Source organism: Nonomuraea sp. NPDC059007, assembly GCF_042740555.1.
In the GTDB taxonomy this organism is placed as follows: domain Bacteria; phylum Actinomycetota; class Actinomycetes; order Streptosporangiales; family Streptosporangiaceae; genus Nonomuraea.
Genome location: NZ_JBHYJD010000009.1, coordinates 51,069 through 75,581 on the forward strand (window position 1 = coordinate 51,069; position 24,513 = coordinate 75,581).

Annotated in this window: 27 protein-coding genes and 1 tRNA gene; 11 read left to right on the forward strand and 17 right to left on the reverse strand. The window is 71.0% G+C overall.

Features of this window, described 5'->3' with window-relative positions:
* Positions 1 to 40: 40 nt before the first annotated feature.
* From ACFWY5_RS16650 to ACFWY5_RS16680, 7 genes are read right to left on the reverse strand one after another with little or no spacing between them, the layout of a single operon-like run.
* Complete coding sequence (locus ACFWY5_RS16650) at positions 41 to 844, reverse strand: transporter substrate-binding domain-containing protein (RefSeq protein WP_379632723.1); 804 nt, start codon at positions 842 to 844, stop codon at positions 41 to 43.
* Positions 841 to 2,244 carry a hypothetical protein gene (locus ACFWY5_RS16655; RefSeq protein ID WP_379619639.1) on the reverse strand — a complete coding sequence of 468 codons (1,404 nt, stop codon included), beginning with the start codon at positions 2,242 to 2,244 and terminating at the stop codon, positions 841 to 843. Before ACFWY5_RS16655 ends, ACFWY5_RS16650 begins: the two co-directional genes overlap by 4 nt.
* Positions 2,241 to 2,930 (reverse strand): FHA domain-containing protein, encoded by a 690-nt coding sequence (locus tag ACFWY5_RS16660; protein WP_379632725.1) that lies wholly within the window; start codon positions 2,928 to 2,930, stop codon positions 2,241 to 2,243. The genes ACFWY5_RS16655 and ACFWY5_RS16660 overlap by 4 nt, the downstream gene beginning before the upstream one ends.
* Entirely contained in the window at positions 2,930 to 4,204 is a 1,275-nt protein-coding gene (locus ACFWY5_RS16665) for a VWA domain-containing protein (RefSeq protein WP_379619634.1), read from the reverse strand. The genes ACFWY5_RS16660 and ACFWY5_RS16665 overlap by 1 nt, the downstream gene beginning before the upstream one ends.
* Positions 4,197 to 5,021: a PP2C family serine/threonine-protein phosphatase gene (locus tag ACFWY5_RS16670; RefSeq protein WP_379632727.1), complete on the reverse strand. Its 825-nt coding sequence runs from the start codon at positions 5,019 to 5,021 to the stop codon at positions 4,197 to 4,199. The genes ACFWY5_RS16665 and ACFWY5_RS16670 overlap by 8 nt, the downstream gene beginning before the upstream one ends.
* The gene (locus ACFWY5_RS16675; protein ID WP_379632729.1) at positions 5,018 to 7,147 is read right to left on the reverse strand and encodes a tetratricopeptide repeat protein; all 2,130 of its coding nucleotides are present in this window, start codon (positions 7,145 to 7,147) and stop codon (positions 5,018 to 5,020) included. The genes ACFWY5_RS16670 and ACFWY5_RS16675 overlap by 4 nt, the downstream gene beginning before the upstream one ends.
* On the reverse strand, positions 7,144 to 8,334 hold the full coding sequence (locus tag ACFWY5_RS16680; protein ID WP_379632731.1) for a hypothetical protein: 1,191 nt from the start codon (positions 8,332 to 8,334) through the stop codon (positions 7,144 to 7,146). The genes ACFWY5_RS16675 and ACFWY5_RS16680 overlap by 4 nt, the downstream gene beginning before the upstream one ends.
* Positions 8,335 to 8,435: 101 nt before the next feature.
* On the opposite strand from ACFWY5_RS16680, the gene ACFWY5_RS16685 reads away from it, so the two are divergent.
* The 5 genes from ACFWY5_RS16685 (at position 8,436) to ACFWY5_RS16705 (ending at position 12,972) form a co-directional block, all read left to right on the forward strand.
* Positions 8,436 to 8,591, forward strand: a complete 156-nt coding sequence (locus tag ACFWY5_RS16685; protein ID WP_379619625.1) for a hypothetical protein — start codon at positions 8,436 to 8,438, stop codon at positions 8,589 to 8,591.
* 84 nt (positions 8,592 to 8,675) lie between these two features.
* Complete coding sequence (gene efeO / locus ACFWY5_RS16690; protein WP_379619623.1) at positions 8,676 to 9,857, forward strand: iron uptake system protein EfeO; 1,182 nt, start codon at positions 8,676 to 8,678, stop codon at positions 9,855 to 9,857.
* A 3-nt stretch (positions 9,858 to 9,860) separates the two neighbouring features.
* Positions 9,861 to 11,072 carry an iron uptake transporter deferrochelatase/peroxidase subunit gene (gene efeB, locus ACFWY5_RS16695; RefSeq protein ID WP_379619620.1) on the forward strand — a complete coding sequence of 404 codons (1,212 nt, stop codon included), beginning with the start codon at positions 9,861 to 9,863 and terminating at the stop codon, positions 11,070 to 11,072.
* Between the two features lie 149 nt (positions 11,073 to 11,221).
* Entirely contained in the window at positions 11,222 to 12,499 is a 1,278-nt protein-coding gene (locus tag ACFWY5_RS16700; RefSeq protein WP_379619618.1) for an amylo-alpha-1,6-glucosidase, read from the forward strand.
* A complete protein-coding gene (locus ACFWY5_RS16705) occupies positions 12,496 to 12,972 on the forward strand; it encodes a hypothetical protein (RefSeq protein ID WP_379632732.1) in 477 nt (158 codons plus the stop codon). Before ACFWY5_RS16700 ends, ACFWY5_RS16705 begins: the two co-directional genes overlap by 4 nt.
* Here ACFWY5_RS16705 and ACFWY5_RS16710 read toward each other — a convergent pair.
* The gene (locus ACFWY5_RS16710; protein WP_379632734.1) at positions 12,969 to 13,745 is read right to left on the reverse strand and encodes an alpha/beta fold hydrolase; all 777 of its coding nucleotides are present in this window, start codon (positions 13,743 to 13,745) and stop codon (positions 12,969 to 12,971) included. The genes ACFWY5_RS16705 and ACFWY5_RS16710 overlap by 4 nt on opposite strands.
* 101 nt (positions 13,746 to 13,846) lie before the next feature.
* On the opposite strand from ACFWY5_RS16710, the gene ACFWY5_RS16715 reads away from it, so the two are divergent.
* A complete protein-coding gene (locus ACFWY5_RS16715) occupies positions 13,847 to 14,428 on the forward strand; it encodes a TetR/AcrR family transcriptional regulator (RefSeq protein WP_379632736.1) in 582 nt (193 codons plus the stop codon).
* On the opposite strand, the gene ACFWY5_RS16720 is transcribed toward ACFWY5_RS16715, so the two are convergent.
* A complete protein-coding gene (locus ACFWY5_RS16720; RefSeq protein ID WP_379619610.1) occupies positions 14,422 to 14,715 on the reverse strand; it encodes a YtxH domain-containing protein in 294 nt (97 codons plus the stop codon). The two genes, ACFWY5_RS16715 and ACFWY5_RS16720, sit on opposite strands and share 7 nt — an antisense overlap.
* Positions 14,716 to 14,838: 123 nt before the next feature.
* Here ACFWY5_RS16720 and ACFWY5_RS16725 point away from each other — a divergent pair.
* Positions 14,839 to 14,911, forward strand: a tRNA-Asn gene (locus tag ACFWY5_RS16725).
* Between the two features lie 140 nt (positions 14,912 to 15,051).
* Here ACFWY5_RS16725 and ACFWY5_RS16730 read toward each other — a convergent pair.
* Positions 15,052 to 15,978: a hypothetical protein gene (locus tag ACFWY5_RS16730; protein ID WP_379632738.1), complete on the reverse strand. Its 927-nt coding sequence runs from the start codon at positions 15,976 to 15,978 to the stop codon at positions 15,052 to 15,054.
* A 276-nt stretch (positions 15,979 to 16,254) separates the two neighbouring features.
* Between ACFWY5_RS16730 and ACFWY5_RS16735 the strand changes: the two genes are divergently transcribed.
* On the forward strand, positions 16,255 to 16,620 hold the full coding sequence (locus ACFWY5_RS16735; RefSeq protein WP_379632740.1) for a hypothetical protein: 366 nt from the start codon (positions 16,255 to 16,257) through the stop codon (positions 16,618 to 16,620).
* Positions 16,621 to 16,664: 44 nt separating this feature from the next.
* On the opposite strand, the gene ACFWY5_RS16740 is transcribed toward ACFWY5_RS16735, so the two are convergent.
* Positions 16,665 to 17,078: a DNA-binding protein gene (locus tag ACFWY5_RS16740; RefSeq protein ID WP_379632742.1), complete on the reverse strand. Its 414-nt coding sequence runs from the start codon at positions 17,076 to 17,078 to the stop codon at positions 16,665 to 16,667.
* A complete protein-coding gene (locus ACFWY5_RS16745) occupies positions 17,075 to 17,335 on the reverse strand; it encodes a CopG family transcriptional regulator (RefSeq protein ID WP_379619602.1) in 261 nt (86 codons plus the stop codon). Before ACFWY5_RS16745 ends, ACFWY5_RS16740 begins: the two co-directional genes overlap by 4 nt.
* A 210-nt stretch (positions 17,336 to 17,545) precedes the next feature.
* Between ACFWY5_RS16745 and ACFWY5_RS16750 the strand changes: the two genes are divergently transcribed.
* Positions 17,546 to 18,238 carry a cytidylate kinase family protein gene (locus tag ACFWY5_RS16750; protein WP_379632744.1) on the forward strand — a complete coding sequence of 231 codons (693 nt, stop codon included), beginning with the start codon at positions 17,546 to 17,548 and terminating at the stop codon, positions 18,236 to 18,238.
* Here ACFWY5_RS16750 and bla read toward each other — a convergent pair.
* The 4 genes from bla to galK form a co-directional block, all read right to left on the reverse strand.
* Entirely contained in the window at positions 18,235 to 19,134 is a 900-nt protein-coding gene (bla, locus tag ACFWY5_RS16755; RefSeq protein WP_379632745.1) for a class A beta-lactamase, read from the reverse strand. The two genes, ACFWY5_RS16750 and bla, sit on opposite strands and share 4 nt — an antisense overlap.
* A 93-nt stretch (positions 19,135 to 19,227) precedes the next feature.
* A complete protein-coding gene (locus tag ACFWY5_RS16760) occupies positions 19,228 to 20,001 on the reverse strand; it encodes an enoyl-CoA hydratase-related protein (protein WP_379632747.1) in 774 nt (257 codons plus the stop codon).
* 45 nt (positions 20,002 to 20,046) lie between these two features.
* A complete protein-coding gene (locus ACFWY5_RS16765; RefSeq protein ID WP_379619594.1) occupies positions 20,047 to 21,180 on the reverse strand; it encodes a nitric oxide synthase oxygenase in 1,134 nt (377 codons plus the stop codon).
* Between the two features lie 185 nt (positions 21,181 to 21,365).
* Positions 21,366 to 22,478, reverse strand: coding sequence for a galactokinase (gene galK / locus ACFWY5_RS16770; RefSeq protein ID WP_379632749.1), 1,113 nt, complete (start codon positions 22,476 to 22,478; stop codon positions 21,366 to 21,368).
* Positions 22,479 to 22,521: 43 nt separating this feature from the next.
* On the opposite strand from galK, the gene ACFWY5_RS16775 reads away from it, so the two are divergent.
* Together ACFWY5_RS16775 and ACFWY5_RS16780 are read left to right on the forward strand one after the other, a co-directional pair.
* Positions 22,522 to 23,310 (forward strand): 1-aminocyclopropane-1-carboxylate deaminase/D-cysteine desulfhydrase, encoded by a 789-nt coding sequence (locus tag ACFWY5_RS16775; RefSeq protein WP_379632750.1) that lies wholly within the window; start codon positions 22,522 to 22,524, stop codon positions 23,308 to 23,310.
* The gene (locus ACFWY5_RS16780; RefSeq protein ID WP_379619588.1) at positions 23,307 to 23,810 is read left to right on the forward strand and encodes a DinB family protein; all 504 of its coding nucleotides are present in this window, start codon (positions 23,307 to 23,309) and stop codon (positions 23,808 to 23,810) included. The genes ACFWY5_RS16775 and ACFWY5_RS16780 overlap by 4 nt, the downstream gene beginning before the upstream one ends.
* A 50-nt stretch (positions 23,811 to 23,860) precedes the next feature.
* On the opposite strand, the gene ACFWY5_RS16785 is transcribed toward ACFWY5_RS16780, so the two are convergent.
* Positions 23,861 to 24,406, reverse strand: a complete 546-nt coding sequence (locus ACFWY5_RS16785) for a hypothetical protein (protein WP_379619586.1) — start codon at positions 24,404 to 24,406, stop codon at positions 23,861 to 23,863.
* Positions 24,407 to 24,513 lie beyond the last annotated feature (107 nt).

Genomic DNA, 24,513 nt, shown 5'->3' on the forward strand with positions numbered 1-24,513 from the left:
GCACGCGGGCCCGGACGCCTCCGGGCCCGCGCGTCCGTGTCTACGAGCAGCCCTCGAACTGGGGCACCGCGATCGTCGAGAAGTCCAGGCCGGTCGTGCCGAACCACTTCTTGAACAGCGACTTGGCCGTGCCGTCCTGGTACATGTCGGTGATCGCGCGGTTGACCGCCTCGCAGCCCTCCACGTCACCCACCCGCAGGCCCACGCCGGTCCGCTGCTCGTTGAAGCGCGCGTTGAGCAGCCGCAGGCCGGAGCCGTCCTTCGCGGCCAGGCCGGCGAGGATGATGTCGTTGGTGGTGATGGCGTCCACCTGCTTGGCCTTCAGGTACTGCAGGCAGGTGCCGTAGTCGGGCACCGGGACGAGCTGGGCGGCCACCTTGCGCTCCTCGACCACCCGCTGGCCGGCGTTGGCGCCCTGCACCTCGCAGATCCGCCGTCCCGCCAGGTCCCTGACCTTCTTGATCCGCTCCTCGTCGGGCCGTACCAGGATGTCCTGGTACGACAGGTGGTAAGGACCGGCGAACAACACCCGCGACTTGCGTTCCTGGGTGATGGAGAACGTGGCCAGCACCAGGTCGGCCCGGTCGTCGGCGAGCACCTTCTCCCGGTCGGCGGCCAGCACCGGCACGAACTGCGGCCGTGCCCCGAGCTTGCCGGCGAGGTAGCGGGCCACGTCCACGTCGAGGCCCTCGAACCCGCCGGAAGCCGTGCGCACGCCGATCCCCGGCAGGTCGGTACGGACGCCGATCCTGATCGTCTCCTTGCCCATCACGCTCTCGACCCCGCCGGTCCCGCAGGACACCGCCACGAGCGCCAGAACGGCCAGCGCCGCGATCCGCCTCATCGGTACTCCCTCAGCCGGGGCCACACGCCAGCGGCGATCAGGACGGCGGCCGCGCCGAGCGCCCACGGCGCCAGCCGCCACAGCCCGTCCAGCGCCCCGTCACCGGCGGCGACGGTCTTGGTGAACGTCGCCTCGTAGCGCTCGCCGACCGTCACCAGTTCCTTGTCGAACGCCGTGAAGCTCTTGGCCAGCTCGTCGAGCTTGGCCGAGACGGCCTGCGGGGTCTGCCCCGAGGTCGCCAGCGCGCGCATCCGGCCGTCGGCCTCCTGGAAGCGCCGGTAGGCGGCGAAGTTACCGGGGATGTTGCCGCGGACCGGGGCCAGCAGGCCCAGGCTGACCTGCCCGTTCTTGGCCAGGGTGGCGTGGTAGGCCTCCACGTTGCCGCCGTCGGCGTAGACGAGCGACTGCGACTTGTCGAGGAAGGCGTGCTCGTAGGTGTCGGCTCTGTCCGGGTCGAGCAGGTAGCGCGCCTGGTCGGCGTGGAGGCTGTTGCCGATGGCGCGGGCGCGGGCGGTGGTCAGCACCGCGTCGAAGCCGTCGCGCTTGGCCGCCGCGATCGACTGCAGCGCCTGCCCCAGCACGCCCACCCCGACCAGCCCCGCGATGACGGCCAGCCCGGTCGCGAGGAGCAGCGCGGGCGCCAGCCGCCGGCGGAAGGCACGGGCCAGATAGAGCTGCAGGGCCACGATGAGCCCGCCGACCGCGATCAGCGCGGCGATCAGCCCGAGCATGAGCAGCCGGACGGCCGCGCTCTCCTCGTCGTGGGTACGGCGCACGATCGTGCCGCTCTCCAGCGTCAGGTTGTACGCCTTCGGCAGCAGCTCCAGCCGCATCAGGTCGGTGGCCTGCCGGTAGACGCGCAACACCTCCACCGGAGGTACGCCCGCGGCGTGGGCCGACTGGGTGTTGAGCAGCAGGGCCTCGCCGGCCAGGCGTTCGTAGCGGCCCAGGCCGTCCAGGACGGACTGGATGGTGAGCCGCTCCGCCGGGTCCCCGTCGGCCAGCTCGAACGCGTCCAGCAGCGCCTGGTTGGCCTCCGTGCGGCGGCGCTCGTACTGGGCCAGGGCGGCGGTGCGGCGCTCCTTGTACTGGCTGCCCATGAGCAGCACGTCGGCGACCTGCGCGTCCATGTCGCTCAGCCCGAGATAGAGGCCGGCCGTGGCGACGACCTGCGGGCCGGAGTCGTGGCCGATCACCCGCAGGCCCTCGCGGGCGCTGCCGCTGCCGAAGGCGAGCAGCGCCGACAGCAGCGCGAGCGCGATCAGCACCGCGCCGGTGAGGGTGCGGACGCGGCCGGGCACGCTGTGGCGCGAGACGGCGTGCTGCGTGATCACCGGCGCGGGGACCGCGCTCTGGGTCTGCGCGGGCGGTGGCGTGGTGGCGGGCTGGACGATCGTCATGGCATGTTCTCGCGGATGGTGATGACGGTCCACGCGCCCACGTGGATGCGGTCGCCCGGCTTCACCGGCACCGGCACGTTGACCTTGAGCGCCTTGCCGTTGACGCGGGTGCCGTTGGCGGAGCCGGGGTCGACGAGGTCCCAGCCGCCGTCGTCCCTGAGCAGGAGGACGGCGTGCAGGTGGGAGACGCCCGGGTCCTGCGGCGGGCCGCTGAGGTCGATCTCGGGGTCGTTGCCGCCGGAGGATCGGTGCCGGCCGATCCGCACGTGCCGGCCGGCCATCGCGAACGAACGCTCGGGACAGTACGGCGGGAAGGCCATGGCGGCCGCGTCGGGACCGCCTTCGGCGATGATCTCGTTGAAGTAGGCCCGGTCGGCGCCGGCGATCGCCTCCCAGCGCGTCGGCGGGGTCGCGCCAGGGCCGGGGGAGACGGGGGAGGACAGGTCCGGGTGGCCCTGCGTGTCGGCGGGTGCGTTGAAGTCGTGGCCGCAGACCTCGCAGAACTGCCCCGCCCGCGGCGCCTGGCACACCGGGCACGGCTCGCCGCCGCCGGCCGGGGCCGCCGCGACCTGAGTGGGGGGCTGGACGGTCAGAGAGGCCGCGACCCCGCCGCCGGGCATCTGGGTGCCGCAGACGTCGCAGTAGTCGTCGGCGCCCGACGGGTGCCCGTTCGGGCAGGTGGCCATCAGCCCTCCTCCTTCCTCAGCTTGCTGGTGCGCACCGAGCCCGTGTCGAGCTCGATCATGTCGGCCTTGTCGACCTGGCGGCGCAGCCGGGCGGTGCCGGAGGAGTCGATCTCGACCACCTTGTCCAGCAGCCTCGCGGTGTCGCCGTGACCGGACTCGACCGCGATCTTCCTGGCCCTGGCCAGACGGGCGGTGGCGGTGTCCAGGTCGCCGGCGTCGCGGGCGCTGAGTCCCTCCTGGATCAGCACGGCCATCTCGGCCTGGCCGCTGTAGTGGGCGACCTTCGGGTTGAGCCGGGTGGACAGGGCCAGGTCGTCGGTCCACTGGGCCAGCACGTTGCCGCTGGCGAAGACCTCCTGCGTGTCCGGCAGCACGAGCTTCACCCAGCCGGCCCTGATCTCGTTGCCGATCTGGCCGGGCTGGTCGAGCTCCACGCACAGGTGGTAGACGCGCTCCTCGGCGCCCCAGGAGCCGGTCGGGTAGTCGCCGGTCAGCGGGTTCACGTCGGTGCGCTTACCGGTGAGCTCCACGAGCGTGGGGTTGACCTGCTTGACGAACTTGATCCGCGAGTTCTGCGGCGCCCACAGGCGCAGGGCCAGCTCGGCCACGGTCTTGCCCATCGACTGCTGGGTCAGGTCGCGGAAGAACGCGGCCAGGTCGCCCTGGTTCCTGACGAAGGCGGAGGTGCCCAGCAGCGCCTCGGCCACCTTGCGCAGCTCGGCCGGAACCCAGTCCTCGCCGATGCCGAGGCTGTCGCAGACGAACCTGCCCTCGCACGCCTGCAACGCGCGGGCGAAGACGTCGGCGCTCTGGTTGTTCTGCCCGTCGGTCATCAGGATCGCGTGCTTGATGGCGTTCGGGTGGTAGCGGAACAGGTTCTCGGCCAGCTGGAGCCACCGGCCGATCTCGGTGCCGCCACCGGCGCCCAGCCGCCTGATCGCGCCCAGCGCCTCCTTGCGCGAGGCACCGTGCGCCGGGACCAGCCTGCCGCTCTGCGGATAGATCACCGCGGCCTCGTGGTTGCCGGCGATCACCGCGAAGTGCACGCCGTCGCGCAGCGCCTGCACCGCCGCGGAAGCGGCCTCCCTGGCATCCCTGATCTTGCTCCCGCTCATGGAGCCGGACACGTCGATGATGATGATCTCCGCGGCCTCGGTGGGCCCCGTGTCCTTGGTGACAGTCCCGGAGGACTCAATCGTCAGGACGGCGTGCACCTCCCGGCCGTCGGTCGGCAGGAACTTGTTCTGGTCGATATTCAGCTTGAAGTCAGCCATCAGTGCCTCCTAGGGGGTTCACGGGGATCAGAACGACGGTCACGTTGTCCCGCCCGCCCGCGTCGAGCGCGTGCTTGAGCAGGTCGCGGGCGAGCGCCTGAGGCTCGCCCGCGTCGGGCACACCGTCGCCGAGGTAACCGGACAGGCCGTCCGTGCACACGCACAGAAGGCCCGGCTCGCTGGGCGCGAAGGTCCGCACGTGCGGTTCGACCGGACCGGCGTCGGCGCCGAGCCAGGCGGTGATCTCGCCGGTGGGCGCGGCGTCGTCCACGGTCAGCTGGGTCCAGCCGGGCAGCCAGTACGCGCGGCTGTCGCCCGCCCAGGCCAGCGTGATCCGCCCGCCGCCCACCAGCGCCGAGACATAGGTACAGGCCGGCGGGTTGTCCGGGTCGTCGGCCAGATCGGCGACGGCGCGGAAGGCCAGCTTGAACGCCTCCTCCGACGAGGCGCCGCCGGCCAGCGCGGCCGAGGCGGTCCGGACGGCCGCCGCCGACGCCTCGTCCGCCCTGGGCGAGGAGGCGACGCCGTCGCAGACCACCGCCACGGTCATGCCGCCCGCCTCCAGCAGCGCCATCGCGTCCTCGTTGCGGGTACGGCGCAGCCCCTTGTCGGTCACCCCCGCGGCGCCCGTCTCCAGGGTCGCCTCCTCGTGGTCGCGGCCGGTGGGCTGGCGCAGGCCGCAGCGTTCGCAGTAGCCCTCGGGGTCCACGGTGGGGGTGCCGCACGCCGTACACGTGGGGGCGTTGAGCGGGTGGCCGCAGGCCTCGCAGAAGGAGTCGGACGGCAGCACCGAGGCCGCGCAGAGGGGACAGGTCATACCCACGTCCTCACCCGGACGGCGTTGGCCCGGTCGACCAGTGCGTGGCGTTCGCGGCGGGAGGTCGCGGCGTGGGCCAGGCGGCGGTAGATGCCCTCCAGTTGGCCGCGCACGCTCTCCTCGGTGAGCGGCTGCCCGGCGATCGTCAGGCCCGCCTGCGGGGCCGCCGTCGCGAGCCCGGCCAGTGCCGAGGTCAGGACCTCCGCCAGCATGCCGTCGCGGCGGCTCTGGTCGAGGTCGGTCAGCGCGTCGAGGCGGTCGGCGGCGCCGGCGGCCTCGCGCGCGTCGCCCGCCCGGGTGCGGGCGCCGATGGCCACGCAGGCGAGCTGGGCGGCCACGCGGTGGCTGGAACTGGCCGGCACCTGGTCGAGCACGCGTACCGCCGAGGCGGTGTCGCCCGCGGCCAGATGGCGTCTGGCCAGGCCGAAGGCGGCACTGACGTAGGAGTGGTCGGTACGCCAGACGGTCTCGTACCAGCGGCCGGCGTCCTTGCCCGCGGCCTCCAGGGCCAGGGCGTAGGCCAGCTTGGGTGCGAGCTCGCCGGGCAGCATGGTGAAGGCCTCGTCGAACAGCCCGGCGGCCGTGTCGGCGTGGCCGGTGGCCAGTGCGTGCACGCCCCGGTACCAGGTCAGGCGCCAGTCGCCGCCCAGCGTGCCGGCGGCGTCGGTGAGCGCCTGCCCGGCCTCCGGGCTGCCGGTCTCGGCCAGCAGCCTGATCCGCGTCAGGACGGTCTCGGGCGTCTGCGGCATCGCCTCCACCTGGGCGAGCAGCTGCTGCGGGAAGCGCCCGGCGAGCCCCGCCAGCGCGCCGGCCGCGGGGTCGGCGGGGTCGGCCAGCGGCACCGGCATCGCCGCCGCGGCCTCCAGCGGATCCAGCTCGGCGAAGACCCGGGCCGGGTCGGGGGACAGGGCCGCGCCCGCCGCCAGGCGTTCCGGCCCGAACAGCCCGGACACCTGCGGGAACGGGACGCCTTCCGCCTCGGCGCTGATCTCCCGCAGCACGCCGGTGAGCTGCTCCTCCATCTCCGCCGCGCTCTGGAAGCGGGCCAGCGGCTCGGGAGCGGTCGCCCGGCGCAGCAGCCGGGTGAAGGACTCGTGCCCGCAGTCGGCCGGCAGCGGGTTCTCCTTGCCGTCGCGCACCGGGCTGAAGCCGGGTATGGCCAGCACCGCCAGCGTCCTGGCCACGGTGTAGAGGTCGGAGACCACGGAGGAGGGCAGGTCTTCCAGTTCGGGCGCGTGGTAGCCGCGCGTCACCCACGAGGTGCCCGGTGGCGAGCCGAGCCGCTGGACCGCGCCCAGGTCGATGAGCTTGAGCCGCCTGCCGACGCGGATGGCGTTGGCGGGCTTGAGGTCGCAGTAGACCAGGCCCTGCTCGTGCAGGTAGCCGAAGGCGCGCAGGATCTCCCTGCCGTACTTCAGCGCGTCGCGCAGCGGGATCACGCCCTGGCGGCGCAGCTGGTGCAGCGACTGGCCGCCGACGAACTCCATGACGATGTAGCTGAGGCCGTCGTGGTGCTGGAAGTTGATGATGTCGACGATGTTCGGGTGGTCGACGGAGGTGAGGAAGCGCCGCTCGGCCTCGGCCGCGGCCAGGGCCTCGGCGTCGTTGGTGTTGAGCAGTCCCTTGAGCACGACGGGCTTGCCGTCGAGGTTCTGGTCGGTGGCCAGGTAGATCCAGCCGAGACCGCCGTGGGCCATCGCGCCCCGCACCTGGTACTGGCCGCCGACCAGGTCGCCCTCCACCAGCTTGGGGCTGAAGGAGAAGCGGGTGCGGCAGTTCGGGCAGAACCCGTCGGCACGGCCGGGCTGTCCGTCCCTGCCGCGGCCCACCGGCCGGGTGCACGAGGTGCAGAAGCGTTTGTCCTCGGCCACGTGCGGGTCCTTGAGCACCACGTCGTCGGGGTTGACGACCGGCACCGGCGGCAGGTCCTCCAGCGAGGATGCCAGCCGGCCGCCGGTCGAGCGGCTCACCGGGCCGCTGACCGGCGTGCTCATGGGCGTGCTCAGGGGACCGGTGGCCGGGGAAGCGCTCTGCGTGGCGGGCGGTGCGGCGGCCGGGTGGCCGCAGTGGTCGCAGTAGCCGTCTTCGATGGTGCCCGGGCAGCCCGGCTGGGCACACGTGGTCATCGGCTGCCTCCATGAATGGCGTTCTGGTAGAGGTCGACGGCGGTGGCCGCCTGCCTCAGGTCGCAGGGGGCGGTCCAGAGGATCTGGTGCGCCCGCTCGTACAGACGGGTGAACTCGGTGTTCTCCGCCAGGCCGACCCTGGCGGCCTTCGCCTGGGTGGCGGTGAGCCTGCCGCGCAGCTCGTCGCGGCGGCCGATGAGGCCGAACAGCGCCCGCGTGCTGGCCCGCGCCTTGTCGGCGGCCTCGGCGGCGGCTTTCTCCAGCGCGTCGAGGCGGGCCGATCTCGTGAGCCAGCCCTCGGTCGCGGCGTCGAGGCCGGACAGGTGGGCGACGAGGTCCCGCAGGCGGTTCCTGGGCGCCGCGGACGGCGGCAGGACGATCTTGACGACGACCTGGCCGTGGGCCATCCTGGCCTCCGCCTCGGCCTGCCGTACCGTGTCGATGGCGGCCAGCAGCCGGTCGCGGCGGGTGGCGTAGTCGCGCTTGGCGCGCACGGCGCGCTCCAGGTCGGCGCGGCTCGCGTCGAGGAGCTTGGTGAGGCGGTCCAGTTCGGGGCCTGGGGGAGCGCAGCCGATGGGGTCCTCGACGACCTGCGCGCGCACGCGGGCGAGGTCGGACTCGATCGCGCTGAGGTCCAGGCGCTCGCCCAGCTCGGCGGTCAGCGCCGCGAGCGCCTGCGCGCCCGCCTCTGCCTGCTCGATGCGGGGCAGGGCGGGGTTCCAGACCGCGTCGACGTCCTGCAGGGTCTTGGCGATCTCGCCGAACGCCGCGTCCATCCTGGCCACCGTCTGGTCGAGGGTGAGCAGCTCGTCCGGTTCCGCCTCGCCCAGCGTGCGCTGCTCCACGGGCTTGGCCGCGGCCTTGAGCACGACGGACGGGCCGGTCAGCAGCGTGGTGATCTCGGCCAGTTCCGCGGTACCCGGTTTACCGCGCCGTGCCCGTACCTCCTCCGCCTGCCGGAGCACGGCGCGGTAGAGGTCGTACAGCGCCCACATCGCGGCCACCGACGCCTGCGCGGCGGCCCACCTGCTCGCCGTGGCGCCCCGCAGGGTGGCGCCCTTGAGCAACTGGTAGGTGTTGTGGGCATCCAGGTCGAGAAGGTCGCCCGAGATGCGGTCGCGTTCCTCCGCGCGTGCTCGGAGCTCATAGTCGGCGCCTTCCCGGCTCATGGGCAGACCCAGGCTCATCACACTCCCCGTTCAGGCCAGGTAGGGGGATCCCTGACTTGACCCTGATTCAACCCTGTGACGCCTGCATTTGGCTTGAATCCGCGCATACCGTCGATGACATGGGACGAATTCTTCTGATCATCGCCGCTCTCGTCGCGGCCTTCATTCTGCTCGGCCCGCTCGTGGGCCTCGTGTTCACGCTGATCAAGTGGGCCCTGATCATCGGCGCCGTCGGGCTCGGCGTCCTGCTGCTGAAGAAGGTGCTCACCGACTGAGGTCGCCTTGGTGGCGTACGTCACTCTCCACTGTTAGGTTAGGGGAAGCTAAGTTAGGGGCACCTTACGTCACCAGGAGAGCCCATGGCTTCCGTGCTCCGGACGCTCGCCCTGAGCGGTTGTCTCGCTCTCGCCCTGGCCGCCTGCGGCGGCACTGACGACGGAGCCGACGGCGGCACCGGGAGCGGCAGCGGCAGCGCCGGTTTCACCCAGGCCGCGCCCACCGGCGCGGTCAAGGAGACCGTGGCGGTGGCCGCCACCGACACCACCTGCGTGGCCGAGAAGACCGACCTGGCCGCCGGAGTCATCAAGTTCGCGATCAAGAACCAGGGCGCCCAGGCCACCGCGGTCTACGTCTACCGCGCCGACAAGAGCGTGGTCTCCGAACGCAACAACATCCAGCCGGGAGCCTCCGGTGAGCTCGTCGTCGAGCTGGGCGGCGGCTCCTACCAGCTGGCCTGCAAGCCCGGCCACAAGGGCGAGGGCATCCGCCAGGACTTCAAGGTCTCCGGCGAACTGGCCAAGCAGGCCGACCCGCGCGTCACCCGCGCGGTCGAGGACTACCGCGCCTACGTCACCGCGCAGGTGGACGACACGATCGCCAAGACCAAGGGGTTCGTCGCCGCGGTCGAGAAGGGCGACGTGGACCGGGCCAAGGACCTCTACGCTCCCAGCCGCTACGGCTGGGAGAGCATCGAGCCGGTGGCCGAGGCGTTCGGCGACATCGACCCCAAGGTCGACCTGCGCGAGGCCGACCTCGAAGAGGGGCAGCAGTGGACCGGCTGGCACCGCCTGGAGAAGGCCCTCTGGACCGCGCCCGGCACGCTGGCCAAGGAGGAGAAGTACGGCGACCTCCTGCTCAAGGACCTCGCCGACCTCAAGTCCCGCATCCCCAAGGCGCAGATCGACGCCACCTCCATGGCCAACGGCGCCAAGGAACTCCTCGACGAGGTGGCCACCGGGAAGATCACCGGCGAGGAGGAGGCCTTCTCGCACACCGACCTGTGGGACTTCGCCGCCAACGTCGAGGGCGCCAAGAAGGTCTACGACCTGCTCACGCCCGTTCTGCAGGAGAAGAACCCGGCCCTGGTCACCACCCTGGACACCGAGTTCGCCGACCTGGACGAGCTGCTGAAGGCGCACGCCTCCGGCGACGGCTGGGTCACCTACGACAAGCTGTCCAAGGCCCAGGTCAAGGAGCTGGCCGACGGCGTCAACGCGCTCGCCGAGCCGCTGTCCGGGCTGGCCGACGCCGTGGCGGGCTGAGCCGTGGCCGTCTCCCGCAGGAAGCTGCTCACGGGCGCGGGCCTGGCGGCCGGCGCGGGCGTCGCGGTGGCGGGAGTCTCCCTGGTACGGCTCGGCGGCCCGGAACCCGCCCGGGCGGCGCCGTCCGCCGTCCCCTTCCACGGCCCGCACCAGGCCGGCATCGCCACCCCGGTCCAGGACCGGCTGCACTTCGCCGCCTTCGACCTCGTCGAGCCCTCAGTGCCCAAGGCGGTGGCGCTGCTGAAGGCGTGGACCGAGGCGGCCGTACGGATGACCGCCGGGCAGGAGGTCGGCAGAGGTGCGCTGGGCTCGGCGCTGGCCCCGCCCGACGACACCGGGGAGGCGCTCGGGCTGCCCGCCTCGCGGCTCACGCTCACCGTGGGCTTCGGCCCGTCGTTCTTCGACCGGCTCAAGCTGACCGCCCACCGGCCCGCCCAGCTGCGGAGGCTGCCGCACTTCCCGGCCGACAAGCTGGATCCGGCGCGCAGCGACGGCGACCTGTGCGTCCAGGCGTGCGCCGACGACCCCCAGGTGGCGGTGCACGCGGTCAGGAACCTGGCCAGGCTGGCCTTCGGCGCCGCCGCGGTGCGCTGGTCGCAGCTCGGCTTCGGCAAGACCTCCTCCACCACGCCGGACGCCCAGACGCCGCGCAACCTCATGGGGTTCAAGGACGGCACCAACAACATCGCCTTCAACGACCGGGCCGCGCTCGACCGGCACGTGTGGGCGGGCGCGGAGGCGCCGTCGTGGCTGCGCGGCGGCTCGTACCTGGTGGCCAGGCGGGTCCGGATGCACATCGAGACCTGGGACCGTACCTCGCTGCGGGAACAGGAGGACATCTTCGGGCGGACCAAGGGGGAGGGCGCGCCCTACGGCGGGCGGCGCGAGCACGACGCGGTCGACCTGGCCAGGCAGCCCGCGGACTCGCACGTGCGGCTGTCGAACCCGGATTCGCTGGGCGGGGTGCGCATCCTGCGCAGGGGCTACTCGTTCACCGACGGCACCGACGGGCTGGGGCGGCTGGACGCGGGGTTGTTCTTTCTCGCCTACCAACGCAACCCCGAAACCGGATTTATCCCGATTCAGCGGGCGTTGGCTCGGCAGGATCCGCTCAACGAGTACATCCAGCACGTCGGGTCCGGGATCTGGGCCTGCCCGCCGGGCGTCGCACCCGGGCAGTTCTGGGGGCAGGCGTTGTTCGGGGTAAGGGCGTAGTCGTTACGGCGGGCGGCCCGTGAGCCCTCACGGGCGGCGCTCGACGGAGGCCCGCTGGGGGCGGCGGGGCGGGGGGATGGCGAAAGCCGTACGAGATCCTCAGGTTTTTGGGGGTTTGGGTTTTGACGTGGGGCGCGCATAGTGGGTTGATGGAAGCGCGGCCCGCGGTCGATGACGCCGCGCTCGGGCGCGAGGCCATGGCCGTGCTCGAGGCGAACTGGACGGGGACCGCTACCGTGCCCGCGCCCGGCCTCTACCCCCACCAGTGGAGCTGGGACTCCGGCTTCGTCGCCATCGGCCTCGCCCGCCACCGCCCCCAGCGCGCCCACGCCGAGCTCGCCGGGCTGCTCGCCGGGCAGTGGTCCACCGGCATGGTGCCGCACATCGTCTTCCACACCCCCGAGGCGTACTTCCCCGGCCCGTCCGTCTGGCGCTCCCAGGACCACGCCGCGGCGCCCGGCGGCGTCCTCACCTCCGGCCTCACCGCGCCGCCGCTGCACGCGCTCGCCACCTGGTGGATCTGGCGGCACGGAGGTGACGCCGCCTTCGCGCGCCACCTGTATCCGAAGCTCGCCGCCCAGCACGCCTACCTCGCCGCCGCCCGCGACCTGGGCGGCTCGGGACTCGCCGCGATCATCCATCCGTGGGAGTCCGGCATGGACGACAGCCCGTCCTGGGACGAGCCGCTCGCCGCCCTCCCCGAGATCCGGTACGGCTACCGCAACGTCGAACTCGACGAACGCCACCCCGACAGCGACCACGACCGCTACGTCTGGCTCGCCCTGCGCTACCGCAACGCCGGATACCGCCCCGAGTACCTGCGCGACGAGCACCCCTTCGCCGTCGAGGACCCGTTCTTCAACGGCATCTGGCTCGCCTCCTGCCAAGCCCTCGCCGAACTCGCCCGGGTCGCGGGAGCCGACCCCGCACCCCACCGCGAGCAGGCGGAACGCATCAGGCAGGCGCTGCTCGACCGGCTCTGGGACGGCTGCTTCTACGCCCGCGACCTGCGTACCGACCGCCTCATCCGGGTCAGCACCATCGGCGCGTTCGGCCCCCTGCTCGACCCCGGCCTGCCCGCCGACCACGTGCGCGTCCTGATCGACGTGCTGGAGTCGGCCAGGTTCATGGGCGCCACCGGCTATCCCGTTCCGAGCTGCGAGATCAGGGCCGCCCAGTTCGACCGCACCCGCTACTGGCGCGGCCCGTCCTGGGTCAACACCAACTGGCTGCTGCGCCGTGCCGCCGCCGTCCACTCACTCGGCCAGCTCTCCCGCCAGCTCACCACCGGCACCCTGCGTCTGGTCAGGCAGGCCGGGTTCCGCGAGTGCTTCGACCCGTTCGACGGCAGCGGGCGCGGGTGCAGGGACTTCTCCTGGAGTGCGGCGCTCACCCTCGACCTGCTGGCCGATAGCGTGGAGGAATGAGCTTCCTGAGCCGCCTGCCCGCCGACGTCCGCAAATCCCTGGCCACCGAGCCGGGGGAGCGCGTGCTCGCCTTCGCGCCCTCGGGCGACGGGTACGTGGTGGCCACCGATCGGGCGTTGTTCCTGCCTGACGGGGGGCGGGTGCCGTACGAGACGATCGACCGCGCGGCGTGGAGCGAGGACGGCGTGCTGAACGTCGCGACCACCACCGGCGAGCGTCACCAGGCGCCGGTGCGCGAGCCGCGCCGCCTGCCCGAGACGGTACGCGAGCGGGTGAACGCCACGATCGTGGTCAACAAGCACGTGCGGCTGCCGGGGCGGGGCGGAGTGCGCCTGGTCGCCCGCCGCCCGCCGGGCGGCGACGTGAAGGAATGGACGCTCGTGTTCGACGAGGGCATCGACCCCGACGACCCGGGCGTGCGCGCCCAGGCCGAACAAGCCCTTGAGGGTGTACGGCGGAGCATGGGCGTCTAGACCGTCGCCAGGAAGTCCCGGACGGCGGCGGCGAACGCCTCCGGGGCCGAGGTGTAGACGAGGTGGTCGGCGTCCACCTGGGCCGCGGTGGTGCCGGGGCGGCGATCGACCATGGCGCGCACCTGCTCGGCGGGGATGACGCCCCTGGTCGCGTGGACGAGCAGGGCGGGGCAGCCGCTCTTCGTCCAGTCGGCCCAGTGGTCGCCGTGCACGTGCTCCTCCGACTCGTACATCTCCTTCGGGTGGAACGGCAGGCGCCAGGTGCCGTCGGGGTTCTCCCTCAGCCGGTCGGCGAAGAAGGGCGCGGCCTGGCCCAGGCCCGTGATCAGCGCGTCGCGGGTCGGCGCCGAGTGGGGCAGGCTCAGCAGGAAGCCGAAGGGGTTCTTGCCGTCCAGCCCCAGTTCCGCCGGTCCCTCTGCGTTGACGAGCGCGCTGACGCGGCCGGGGTGGCGGGCGGCGAACTGGTAGGCGTTGATGGCGCCCAGTGAGTGCCCCAGGAGCGCGACGCGGTCCAGGTTCAGGTGGTCAAGCAGGGCTTCCAGGTCGGCCAGGTAGCCCTCGCGCGAATAGTCCGCGGCACGGTCGGACTCGCCCTGTCCGCGCTGGTCGGGGGCGATCAGCCGCCGGCCGGGGCCCAGGTCGGCGGCCAGGCGGGCGAACGTGGCGCCCTCGGACAGGTGTCCGTGCAGCGCGACCAGCGGGCGGCCGGGGCCGCCGAAGTCGAGGTAGGACAGGCGGCGGCCGTCGATGGTCAGTTCGGCGCGGTTCTCCATGAGGTGACCCCTTTCGCGGTGATGGTGGCAGAACCGTAGCCTCCGTTTGCGCAAACGCGCAAGACGATCGTCTAAGACGAATGTTCCGCTACGATCGCGGCATGGGAAATCGCGAAGACCTTCTCGCCGGGGCCCGCCGATGCCTGGAGGAGAGGGGGTGGGCGCGCACCACCGTCCGCGACATCGCCGCGGCCGCGGGCGTCAGCACGGCCGCCATCGGCTACCACTTCGGCTCCCGCGAGGCGCTGCTCACCGCCGCGCTCATCGAGGCACTCGACGACTGGGGTACGGAAACGGGCCGCACGCTTGCCGCCTACGGAGCCGGAGACGCCACGCCCGCCCAGCGTTACGAGGCCATGTGGGACCGGGTGATCGAATCCTTCTCCGCGCACCGGACGTTGTGGCTGGCCTCCATCGAGGCGCTCGTCCAGGCCGAGCACTCCGACGAGCTACGCCGCTACCTGGCCGGCGGGCAGGCTCAAGGGCGGCAGGGGCTGGCCGCCATCCTGGTCGGCGTCGAAGAGGGCGCCGCCGGTGACGCCGAGGCGCGTACACTCGGCGCGGTTCAGATGGCCCTGCTCACCGGACTGGTGACACAGTGGCTCACCAATCCGGGCCAGAGCCCGGCCGGGGCCGACGTGGTCGCCGGCCTGAGGGCGCTGGCCCGCATCGTCTCTCAGTAGGGAACGCCGGTCTCCTCGGGCTTGCGTTCCTCGTCCGGCCAGCCGGTGCCCGTGTCATGGTGGTTGAACCGCGACAGGAACGGAACCCGGTCGCCGACCTTGGCCTTCGTCTTCGAAGCCGCCTTGGAGACCTGTGCTCCGAGCAGCCCCGCGGCCTCCTGCACCGTGGGACTGTCGGCCACCCGCTGGGCGGCCCGCTTGATCTGCTCGTAACGCTCACGACCGGCGCGGCTGCCCAGCACATAGCCCACAGCCAGGCCAATCGCGAATGTCATCCGATAACGCATCTTGCACCTCCGCTGTCTCCCGGCCTACCCCACTATCGATGCGACACGCACTCCCGGAGTGCGCTAATCTATTCATGCGCCGAACGAGAGGCCCAAAGCCCCGCCGATCAGCGCGAAGTTCGATCCCGTGTAGCTCAACCGGCAGAGCAGCCGGCTGTTAACCGGCAGGTTATAGGTTCGAGTCCTATCGCGGGAGCAGGACAGTGCCCACCGAGGCACAGCTCAGGCCCTCTACCCAGACAACAGGTAGGGGGCCTGAGCCGTTCCGGGGGCCACTACCCCGTTTGCTCGTCGTTGCCGAAGATGATCTGGGCGCCATGCCCGCCTTCTTGGTGGTCACCCGTAGGCCCCGCAGGGCATCGAGCAACGTTCCATCATCGCGGGTGAAGACCAGTCCGTGTTCCTGCCACAGTTCACCGGCGGCGAGTCGCCGAGCGGTCTGACGGGCTCGGTGCTTCTCGAGGTCCTCGACCACGAGCACCGGCAGAGCGAGGGCACGGCGACTTCTTGATCTTCGGCGATAGGGGCGTTGGGGAGTTGTGGTAAATAGGTCGCTAGCCGGGACCGATCAAAACGGTGGGATCCTGGTTCGAGCCGATTACATCGCCAGTTCGGGGATGAATGCCGCCAGGGCGCTTGATACCATGCTGACCGCATTGGCGCCTCTCGTAGTGCGCACCGTACTATCGCTTCCCACAGCACGGCTAAACGGCGAAAAGCAGGTAAGAGTGGCGATTCGCCGCTGGTTTCCGGCGTCACTGCTGCTGCGGCCGTCGCCTCGATCTCCGCTCGCACATCGCGGCTGGCGGAGTGGATCAGCCAAACCATCGCCAGCCAAGGTATCGCGGCGACGGCGCCGACAATGACCAGAACCCCGGCGCGGACATCGAGGCGCGTGACAGGCAACCGTGGCATATGGCTGAACGCTGTGCCGGATGCCTGCGTCACAGCCCCGACCCCGATGGTCACGAACACCACTGCTAGCAGAACGTAAACAACTATCTGAGCATGCTGCGCAGTATCACCCGCGTTCCACTCGTGCCGCAGTTCGGCGATCCCCCGAAGCAGCACGATGAGAAAGAGCAACACGCTGGCCGACGCGGTAACTCGCCACAGGAGCCAGCTCATTGAATGAACCACTGCCTGGCTGGCCGGAGTGCCTTGGCCGGCCCCCCACGACAGAGCGAGCACCACGACCACGAGCACCACGACGGCGAGCACACTTTTCAGCGCGGGCGAGAACCGGACCAGCTTCGAAGACATGTCAACCCCTTGGCCGATTGGCTGCCGGCGAACACTCAAGGATTAGTTTTGAGCGTCCGTCGAACCCGGTCAACGCAAAAGGAATCAGGTGAGCTCAAGGCCGAGATCAGCGCTCAGCCCCAGGTCAACGAAACCTTTGAGAACAGCGACCGAGTGGCGATGTGAATGACATCAGGGTGCGCAAAGTGGCGCTTGCACTCCATCACGACCGCAGCGAAGCTCAGCGCAGGCGCACACAAGGGCCCGGCGCGAGGCAGACTCCGAACCGGAGGTTCCATGGCACTGAGAGACCTTGAAAGCGGTGAAGGCTGGCTTCCCCCAACTGCTCGACTGGTTCGGGATTCAGGTGAGCTCCTGTTCATCCCGCCCAACCTGGGCGAGTCTGAATCTGAGGCCCACGCCTACGCGAGGGAGTGGTTTCGGCGACGCTTCGCGCCCGCGATGAACGCGTTCGAGATCGGGCAACGCGAGGATCTTGATCCCGAACAGGATGCGGATCTGATCGCACAGCTTGGGCAGTATCCCCCAGGGACGAGGGTCGCCTTCGGTGTTGCCTACACCGACGGCTTCCCGCCTCTACCGGAACTCGATGACCCCAACGACGGTGAGTCCTACCGTAGAGGCGGCCTCGCAAGCCGTTGAGCCGGATCGCCACTCTGTCGAAGCCAGCGGGCACGGGGCACGGCTCAGACTTTGATGACGGTGACGCGTACGCCGCACAGCGCGGCAAGGTCCTCAGGGTCGGACGTGAGGACCGTGACGGGTCCTGGAGCGGCGAGCGCGGTGGCGCTGAGCATGGCGTTGATGGCGTGCTTGTGCCCATGCAGGCCGGCGTCGGACAGGAGCGTGGCGGCGTGGCGGGCGACGGTCTCCGTGATCGGCTCGACGACGAGACGGGACAGCGTCCACTCCTGGGCGGGCCGATTGGCGCGGGGGTGGACCACCTCGACGAGAGCGGCGGCGGAGGTGATGACGCGGAGGTCGTCGGCACGAGCGAGAGCGAGCCAGGTAGTGACCGTTCGATCACGCAGAACCGCCTTGGCCAGCCCCTCGCTGTCGAGGACAAGAGTGCCGCTGGGAACCGCGGGGGAACGGGTCACGCGGCTGACCCACCAGCGGCCCGTCCCCGCCGGGCCTGGTGAAGCTGGTCGCGCAACGCTTGGACCTCGTCGTCGGTGATGGGGCCATGCTCGGCCTCCGCGACCTGGATGAGTTCGTTGAGGTTGTCGCGCTCGATCTGGCGGGCCACGGCGGCGGCGACGTAGGCGGACAGCCCGGAAGGGCCGCTCCGGGACCGGGCGGCCTCGGCGATGTCACGCGGCATCGTGATCGAATACTTGCCAGTAGGCTCGCTCATGCTCTTTATCCTGGTGCATCGCGATCGCCTGAATCGTGGGCAGGAACGATCTGTTCGGCACTGTCCTTCCGCGCCTACCCCGGCTGTGCGCACGCCATAGACCAGGAAAGAAAGCCTGGACGGGTGATCGGATCAGTCACGCACGTCCGGTTCCGATCCGCGTCCCGCAGGGAAGCAGTGCTGGACAGAGGCACCGTGAGGGAGGCGGCAATGGACCAAGGCACCCGCGGCGAGCTCATCAGCCGGCTGGCCGAGGCGATCGCGGCCGTCACGACCGCGCACCCGCTGCGGGTCGCCATCGACGGGCCGCCCGCCGCCGGCAAGACCACGCTGGCCGACGAGCTCGCCGTCGTCCTGCGTGCGCGGGACCGCGACGTCATCCGGGCGACCATCGACGACTTCCTCGTCCCCCGCGCGCAGCGCTACCGTCGCGGCCGGTACTCGGCCGAGGGCTGCTACTTCGACGCCCACGACCATGCCGCGTTGTGCCGGGTTCTGCTCGATCCGCTGGGTCCCGGCGGAGACCGGAGGTTCCGGCACGCGGTCTACGACGCGGGCACCGACACGCCATCGTCCCCGCCGGCCATGGCCGCCTCCGCGGACGCCGTACTGCTCTTCGACGGCGTCTTCCTCCTACGCCCAGAACTCATTGACCGGTGGGACCTGCGTATCTTCGTGTCCGTCCCTTTCGAGCGGACGGTGGACCGCGCCCGGGACCGAGGCGCAGCGCTGGCCGGATCCACCGCCGAAATCGAACGGTCCTGGCGCCACCGCTACATCCCCGCCCAGCAGCTCTACTTCGCCACAGCCCGCCCGACCGACCATGCCGACGTCATCGTGTACAACGATCAGCTTCAGCAGCCGGCCTGGGAAGTCCGGCCACACGTGGAGCCCAGCTTCTAGAGGTGGCCGAGGGCCTTGGCCAGTTCGGTGGCGGTGGTGGCGATGACCTTCTGGTCGGGGGAGACGCCGTTGGTGTTGCGGTTGGTGAAGATCGAGATGATGATCGGCGCCTTTGACCTGGGTGGCCAGGCGATCGCGATGTCGTTCGCGGTGCCGTAGTTGCTCGCGCCGCCCGTACCCGTCTTGTCGCCTACCGTCCAGTCCTTGGGGAGTCCGGCACGGATGCGCTCGGCGCCGGTGACGGAGGCGCGTAGCCAGCCGATCAGCCGGTCTCTGTCACCGGGGTGGAGGGCTTTGCCCGCGGTGATTTTGGACAGGCTGGCGGCGGCTGCCGCCGGGGTGCTGGTGTCGCGTACCTCGCCGGGCTTCCATTCGGTGAGGTGGGGCTCGAAGCGGTCCAGGCGGCTGGCGCGGTCTCCCAGGGAGCGGAAGTACGCGGTCAGGCCGGCCGGGCCGCCGATCTGCTTCAGCAGCATGTTCCCCGCGAAGCCGTCGCTCTTGGTGACGGCGGCGCGGCAGAACTGGGCCGGGGTCATGCCGGTGTCGGTGTATTCGCGGGTTTCCGGGGAGTTCTCCAGCACCTCTTCCGGCTTCCAGCGCTGGACGCGGTCCAGGAGGCCGGGGTCGGTGTCGCGGGCCTTTCGCAGGACGGCGGCGCACGCGTACGCCTTGAACATGGAATTGAAGGGGAACCGCTCGTTCGCCCGATATCCGATGGTCTTGCCGGTGGCCAGGTCGATGGCCGCGGCGCCGATGCGCCCGTCGTAGGACTTCTCGAGCTCCCGCAGTTTGCGCTCCAGCTCGGTCTGGGCGGTGCGCGCGTGCACCGGGGAGGCGGAGGCGAGCAATGCGGCCGCGGTGAGCACCGCCGTGGCACTCCGGAAGGGAAATCGCATAGCGGAGAGCAGAGCAGAGATCGCCGCCGCATGTCCAATAGCGATATGGATCATGGATTGATGGCGAAACGGATATGACAGCTCGATGTGGAGTCAGAGGGGCGGGAAGTCGGGGTCGCGGCGTTCGAGGAAGCTGGCCACGCCCTCGGCGAAGTCGGGGCGGCCGAACGAGGCGAGCATCTCCTGCACGGCGGTCTTGGCGGAGGCCTCCAGTGTGACGTCCCAGTCGTTCCACACCTGGCGCTTGATGACGGCCATCGAGGCGGGTGAGCTGTGCACGGCCAGTTCGCGCGCGTACGCCTGAGCGCCGGCCAGCAGTTCGCCGGCGGGCAGGACGCGGTTGACCAGGCCCATCTCGTACGCCTCTGCGCCGGTGAAGACGCGGCCGGACAGCAGCACGTCCATCGCCCGCTGCTGGCCCATCAGCCGGGGCAGGATCCACGACAGCCCGTACTCGGCGACCAGGCCGCGCCGGGGGAAGGCGGTGGTCCACTTGGCCTCGGCCGCGGTGAAGACCAGGTCGCAGACGAGCGCGTGGACCATGCCGAGCCCGGCGCAGGCGCCGTTCACCGCGGCGATGACCGGCTTGCGGATCGTGGTGGGGAAGGTGTTGGGGCGTGGGTCCGGAGTCTCGTCGTAGTCGCCGGTCTGCAGCGCGGTGAGTGTCTGGAAGTCGGCGCCGGAGCAGAAGCCCTTGCCCGCTCCGGTCACGACGACGGCGCGTACCGCGGTGTCCTTCTCGGCCTGTTCGAGCAGGTCGAAGTAGCGGCGGCCGAGCGCGTCGGTCCAGGCGTTGAGCCGCTCCGGACGGTTGAACGTCAGCGTCAGCACGCCCCGGTCGAGCGAGGAGAGAACGAGTTCCGGCATGCCGTAACCGAATCATGTTCTAGGGCGCGCGCGCAAGGACCCCGCTCAATGGCGCGGGACGTAGGCGGGGGTGAGCGTGGACTGGTCGTAGTAGCGGTGGAAGACCGGCGTGGCCGCCCCCGAGATCGGCGGGACGATCCACGACCAGTCCGCCGGGCAGACCCGCCCGGCCTTCTCCTCGCGCTCCAGATGGGTGAGGAAGCGGCGCGATTCGGTGTGGTGGTCGGTCATCGTCACCCCCGCCCGGTCGAAGGAGTGCAGCACCGCCACGTTCAGCTCCACCAGCGCGTGGTCACGCCACAGTGAGCGCTCGGTCGAGGTGTCGAGACCGAGGCGCTCGGCCACCACGGGAAGCTGGTCGTAGCGGGCGGCGTCGGCGAGGTTGCGCGCGCCGATCTCCGCGCCCATGTACCAGCCGTTGAAGGGCGCGCACGGGTAGCAGATCCCGCCGATCTCCAGGCACATGTTCGAGATGGCCGGTACGGCGTGCCACCGCAGCCCCAGATCCGCGAACCACCGGTACTCCGGATGCTCGATCGGCACCTCCAGCACCGCGTCCCCGGGCAGATGGCATAACAGCGGCTCCCCGAACCCCGGCTGGATGACCAGCGGCAGCACGTCGAAGCGCCCCAGGCCGCCCCGCCAGCCCAGTTCGCGGGCCAGCGCGGTCAGCCCGGCGGCACGCGGGTCGCCGATCACCGAGCCGTCGCGGGCGCGGTGGCCGGCGTACCGGATGAGCTGCTCGTTGAGGATGCGCGGACCGGGGCGGGCGGGCGCGTCGGGGGCGAACACCGTGATCGTGGGCCGGATCCTGCCGTCGCCGGTCGCCTGGCGCAGGTGCTCGACGCATTCCAGGGCCACGCCCTCGGCGCTGGAGATCGTGCGCCGGTCGCGGACCTTGAGCGAGCGCCAGTAGAGGCGGCCGATGCAGCGGTCGTTGTTGCGCCAGGCGACCCTGGCGCCGAACTGGAGCTCCTCGGGGGTGTGGGTGTAGGTGCCGTGGCGGGCCACGTCGGTGGCCACCTGGCGCAGGCGGGGCAGCAGGTCGCCGGCGCCGGGGTTCTCGGCGTGGAAAAGCCTGATGAAGCGCTCCGCCTCGCGGAGGTCGACCGTTCGCTCGATGATCGTGTGGATGGAGACGGCATCGAAGGGACGCAGGGACCTGATCCAGGTACGCACGCAGTGAACCAACGCATTCCGCAACACGGATCGCCTGGCCGGTTCCGGGCCGGCCTGACGTCCTCGTGGCGGCGCCCTCTCCACGCCGCCCCGTTTCCGCAGCAGTTCACATCCTTAACCGACAGGCGGGGATTTGTCCCACAAAATCGAAAACTCAGTGATCTTATGGCTACATAGAGTGATGTTCAGGCGAGCTTGCGGGCGCCCTGTGCTGGGGTGGTGCGCAGGTAGCGGGGCTCCTGCCAGCCCTTTTCCGCGTACGCGGCGGTGACCGTACGCTGAACCGCTTCGACGCGCTCGGTGGCGGTCAGGGCGATCACCGAGCCGCCGAAGCCGCCGCCGGTCATGCGGGCCCCCCGGGCGCCGCCCCGCACCGCGGCCTCCGCCGCCACGTCCAGCTCGGGCACGGTCACCTCGAACTGGTCGCGCAGCGACAGGTGGGAGGCGTTGAGCAGCGCGCCGATCTCGGCCGCCTTGCCCGCCCGCAAAAGCCCGATGAGAGCCTCGACCCGGTGGTTCTCGGTCACGACGTGCATGGTCCGCTTGCGTTCGTTGCCCGAGAGCCTGCCCAGCGCGTCCGCCAGGTCGGTGACGTCGCGCAGCGCGGGCACGCCCAGCGTGCGCGCGGCCGACTCGCACTCCGCGCGGCGCTTGGCGTACTCGCCGTCGGCCAGCTCGTGGTGGGCGCGGGTGTCGATGATGAGGATCTCCAGGCCGTCGGCGGCCAGGTCGAGCGGGACGTTGCGGGAGGCCAGCGAGCGGCAGTCGAGGAAGAGCGCGTGGCCCTCCTTCGACAGCGCCGACGCCGCCTGGTCCATGATCCCGCAGGGCATGCCGACGAAGTCGTTCTCCGCCTTCTGGCCGATCAGGGCGATCTCCATGGGGGTCAGGCCCAGGTCGTACACCTCGTTGACCGCGGAGCCGACCGAGACCTCCAGCGCCGCGCTGGAGCTGAGCCCCGCGCCCTGCGGCACGTCGCCGTCAACCGCGATGTCGGCGCCGCGCACCCGGTCGCCGAGGATGGCCAGCACCCCGGCGGCGTACCGCTCCCAGCCCCGGGTGTCGTCGAGCCGCTCGCGGGTGACCGGGCCGCCCTCGGCCTGCAGCGACAGGAGGCGCACGACGCCGTCCGCGCGCGGGCTGACCGCGGCCGTCACGCCCCACGGCACCGCGAAGGGCAGGACGAAGCCGTCGTTGTAGTCGGTGTGCTCGCCGATCAGGTTGACCCGGCCGGGCGCGTGCCAGACGGTCAGGGGATCGGCGCCGAACGCCGCACGGAAAGCTTCAGTAACCCGCATAATCGAACACTCCTCAACAACGGCCCGTCCGTAGACTAGCGCCATGCGGACGCTGGCAGATCCGTCGCTGGGCTCGGTACGGGTCATGCTGAAGGCCGACGACAACAAACCGCGCAAGCTGAAGTACAACCTCGGCCACCCGCGCATCCTCACCTTCGGCGGCGCCTACTCCAACCACATCCGCGCCGTCGCCGCCGCGGGGCGCGAGCGCGGCATCGAGACGATCGGGATCATCCGCGGCGAGGAGCACCTGCCGCTCAACCCGTGCCTCGCCCACGCCGTCGCGTGCGGCATGCGCCTCGGCTATCTCGACCGGGCCACCTATCGGCTCAAGCACACGCCGGCCGTACAGGAGATGCTGCGGGAGCGGTGGGGCGAGGTGGCCATCCTGCCCGAGGGCGGCAGCAACGCGGCGGCGGTACGCGGCTGCGCGGAGTTGCCGGGCGAGATCGGCGAGCCGTACGACGTGATCTGCTGCGCGGTCGGCACCGGCGGCACGCTGGCCGGCATCTCCGCCGGGCTGCCCGAGGGGCGGCGGGCGATCGGCTTCCCGGTTCTGAAGGGCGGCGGCTTCCTGGCCGGCGAGGTGGAGCGCCTGCAGCACGAGGCCTACGGCCGCATCTGGCCCAACTGGCGCCTGGAGACCGGCTACCACTTCGGCGGCTACGCCAAGACCACCCCCGAACTCGACGCCTTCGCCGCCCACCACGGCGTGGAGAAGATCTACGTCGCCAAAATGCTCTACGGCGTCCTCGATCTGGTACGGCAGGGCGCCTTCGCCCCCGGCACCCGGATCGTCGCCCTTGTCACCTCGGGCATCCTGGAGCGATGACACGAAGCGACACCCCCGGCACGTGGGACGAGCGGACCACGCTCGACACCTTCCACGACTACGCCCGCGCCACCGTCGTGCACAAATGCGCCGGACTCGACGACGAGGCCGCCACGAAGGCCCCGCTGCCGGCCTCGCCGCTGATGACGCCCGCCGGAATCGTCAACCACCTGCGCTGGAACGAGCACTACTGGTTCGAGGTGATGTTCCTCGGCGGCACCGACCTCGGCCCCTACACCCAGGACGACCCGGACGCCGAGTTCACCGTCGCCCTGCGGGTGCCGATCGCGAGGCTGCTGGCCGAGTACGAGGAGCAGTGCGAGCGGGTCCGCCGGAAGATCGCCGGGATCGGCCTGGACACCATGTCCCACGGCACGATCGACGGCGACCGGCACGTCACGCTGCGCTGGGTGATCGGCCACATGACCGAGGAGACCGCACGCCACAACGGCCACCTCGACATCATCCGCGAACTGATCGACGGCACCAAGGGCGACTAGCGCTCGGCGCACGCCTTCGAGCGCCCGGCCGAGTCCGGCGCGCCGCCCGGCTAGCCGAGCTGGTCGAGGATCGGGGAGACGAGTTCGTTGAGCTCGCGCACCAGCACGGCGACGGCCCGCTGGGCGCTCTCCTCGACGCGCTCGTGCGGCCCCTCCGGCTCCGGCGGCAGCCCGGCCAGCGGCACCGGCGCCTCCACCAGGAGCGTCGCGCGCAGGAACGGGCTTCTGGCGAAGTCCTGCTGGGTCGGCTCGACGTACTGGCCGAACAGCTCCTGCCAGCCCTGCCAGCCGCGGTCGCGCCACCAGGCGCGCGAGCGGGTGAGCGGCTCGGGCAGCGGCGAGACGATCCGGACGCGGGCGATCAGCGTGCCGTCCCAGGTGTTGCGCGCGCAGGTGGCGTCGAGCACGCGCCGGTCCCAGCGGACGTAGCCGGGGTCGAGCGACGGCGGCGTGGCCAGCCTCCAGGCGGCACAGGCGAAGCGCACCGGAGCGATGTCGCCCCATTCGAACTCCGGCAGGTTCTTCTCCACGTGCGCGGCGTAGCGCCCGTGGCGGTCCCTGTCGAAGTCCTGATCGATCCAGAAGGCCTTGGCCATGGGATCTACCGTACGGCGCGGCGCGGGCTCGGGGGCTGAAGATCCGGGAACGTCCCTTGTGCTGAATTTTCTGACCGATTACGCTTATCTGGTCATAGAATGGAGAA

Bases quoted from the DNA above. Each gene is read 5' to 3' on its own strand.
- ACFWY5_RS16730 (WP_379632738.1), bottom strand. From the start codon at position 15,978: ATGTCTTCGAAGCTGGTCCGGTTCTCGCCCGCGCTGAAAAGTGTGCTC.
- ACFWY5_RS16745 (WP_379619602.1), bottom strand. From the start codon at position 17,335: ATGAGCGAGCCTACTGGCAAGTATTCGATCACGATGCCGCGTGACATC.
- ACFWY5_RS16680 (WP_379632731.1), bottom strand. From the start codon at position 8,334: ATGAGCCTGGGTCTGCCCATGAGCCGGGAAGGCGCCGACTATGAGCTC.
- ACFWY5_RS16655 (WP_379619639.1), bottom strand. From the start codon at position 2,244: ATGACGATCGTCCAGCCCGCCACCACGCCACCGCCCGCGCAGACCCAG.
- ACFWY5_RS16750 (WP_379632744.1), top strand. From the start codon at position 17,546: ATGGACCAAGGCACCCGCGGCGAGCTCATCAGCCGGCTGGCCGAGGCG.
- ACFWY5_RS16735 (WP_379632740.1), top strand. From the start codon at position 16,255: ATGGCACTGAGAGACCTTGAAAGCGGTGAAGGCTGGCTTCCCCCAACT.
- ACFWY5_RS16670 (WP_379632727.1), bottom strand. From the start codon at position 5,021: ATGACCTGTCCCCTCTGCGCGGCCTCGGTGCTGCCGTCCGACTCCTTC.
- ACFWY5_RS16650 (WP_379632723.1), bottom strand. From the start codon at position 844: ATGAGGCGGATCGCGGCGCTGGCCGTTCTGGCGCTCGTGGCGGTGTCC.
- ACFWY5_RS16660 (WP_379632725.1), bottom strand. From the start codon at position 2,930: ATGGCCACCTGCCCGAACGGGCACCCGTCGGGCGCCGACGACTACTGC.
- ACFWY5_RS16710 (WP_379632734.1), bottom strand. From the start codon at position 13,745: ATGGAGAACCGCGCCGAACTGACCATCGACGGCCGCCGCCTGTCCTAC.
- ACFWY5_RS16760 (WP_379632747.1), bottom strand. From the start codon at position 20,001: ATGCCGGAACTCGTTCTCTCCTCGCTCGACCGGGGCGTGCTGACGCTG.
- ACFWY5_RS16785 (WP_379619586.1), bottom strand. From the start codon at position 24,406: ATGGCCAAGGCCTTCTGGATCGATCAGGACTTCGACAGGGACCGCCAC.
- ACFWY5_RS16675 (WP_379632729.1), bottom strand. From the start codon at position 7,147: ATGACCACGTGTGCCCAGCCGGGCTGCCCGGGCACCATCGAAGACGGC.
- ACFWY5_RS16715 (WP_379632736.1), top strand. From the start codon at position 13,847: ATGGGAAATCGCGAAGACCTTCTCGCCGGGGCCCGCCGATGCCTGGAG.
- ACFWY5_RS16685 (WP_379619625.1), top strand. From the start codon at position 8,436: ATGGGACGAATTCTTCTGATCATCGCCGCTCTCGTCGCGGCCTTCATT.
- ACFWY5_RS16700 (WP_379619618.1), top strand. From the start codon at position 11,222: ATGGAAGCGCGGCCCGCGGTCGATGACGCCGCGCTCGGGCGCGAGGCC.
- efeO (WP_379619623.1), top strand. From the start codon at position 8,676: ATGGCTTCCGTGCTCCGGACGCTCGCCCTGAGCGGTTGTCTCGCTCTC.
- ACFWY5_RS16720 (WP_379619610.1), bottom strand. From the start codon at position 14,715: ATGCGTTATCGGATGACATTCGCGATTGGCCTGGCTGTGGGCTATGTG.
- ACFWY5_RS16705 (WP_379632732.1), top strand. From the start codon at position 12,496: ATGAGCTTCCTGAGCCGCCTGCCCGCCGACGTCCGCAAATCCCTGGCC.
- ACFWY5_RS16780 (WP_379619588.1), top strand. From the start codon at position 23,307: ATGACACGAAGCGACACCCCCGGCACGTGGGACGAGCGGACCACGCTC.
- bla (WP_379632745.1), bottom strand. From the start codon at position 19,134: ATGCGATTTCCCTTCCGGAGTGCCACGGCGGTGCTCACCGCGGCCGCA.
- ACFWY5_RS16775 (WP_379632750.1), top strand. From the start codon at position 22,522: ATGCGGACGCTGGCAGATCCGTCGCTGGGCTCGGTACGGGTCATGCTG.
- galK (WP_379632749.1), bottom strand. From the start codon at position 22,478: ATGCGGGTTACTGAAGCTTTCCGTGCGGCGTTCGGCGCCGATCCCCTG.
- ACFWY5_RS16665 (WP_379619634.1), bottom strand. From the start codon at position 4,204: ATGGCTGACTTCAAGCTGAATATCGACCAGAACAAGTTCCTGCCGACC.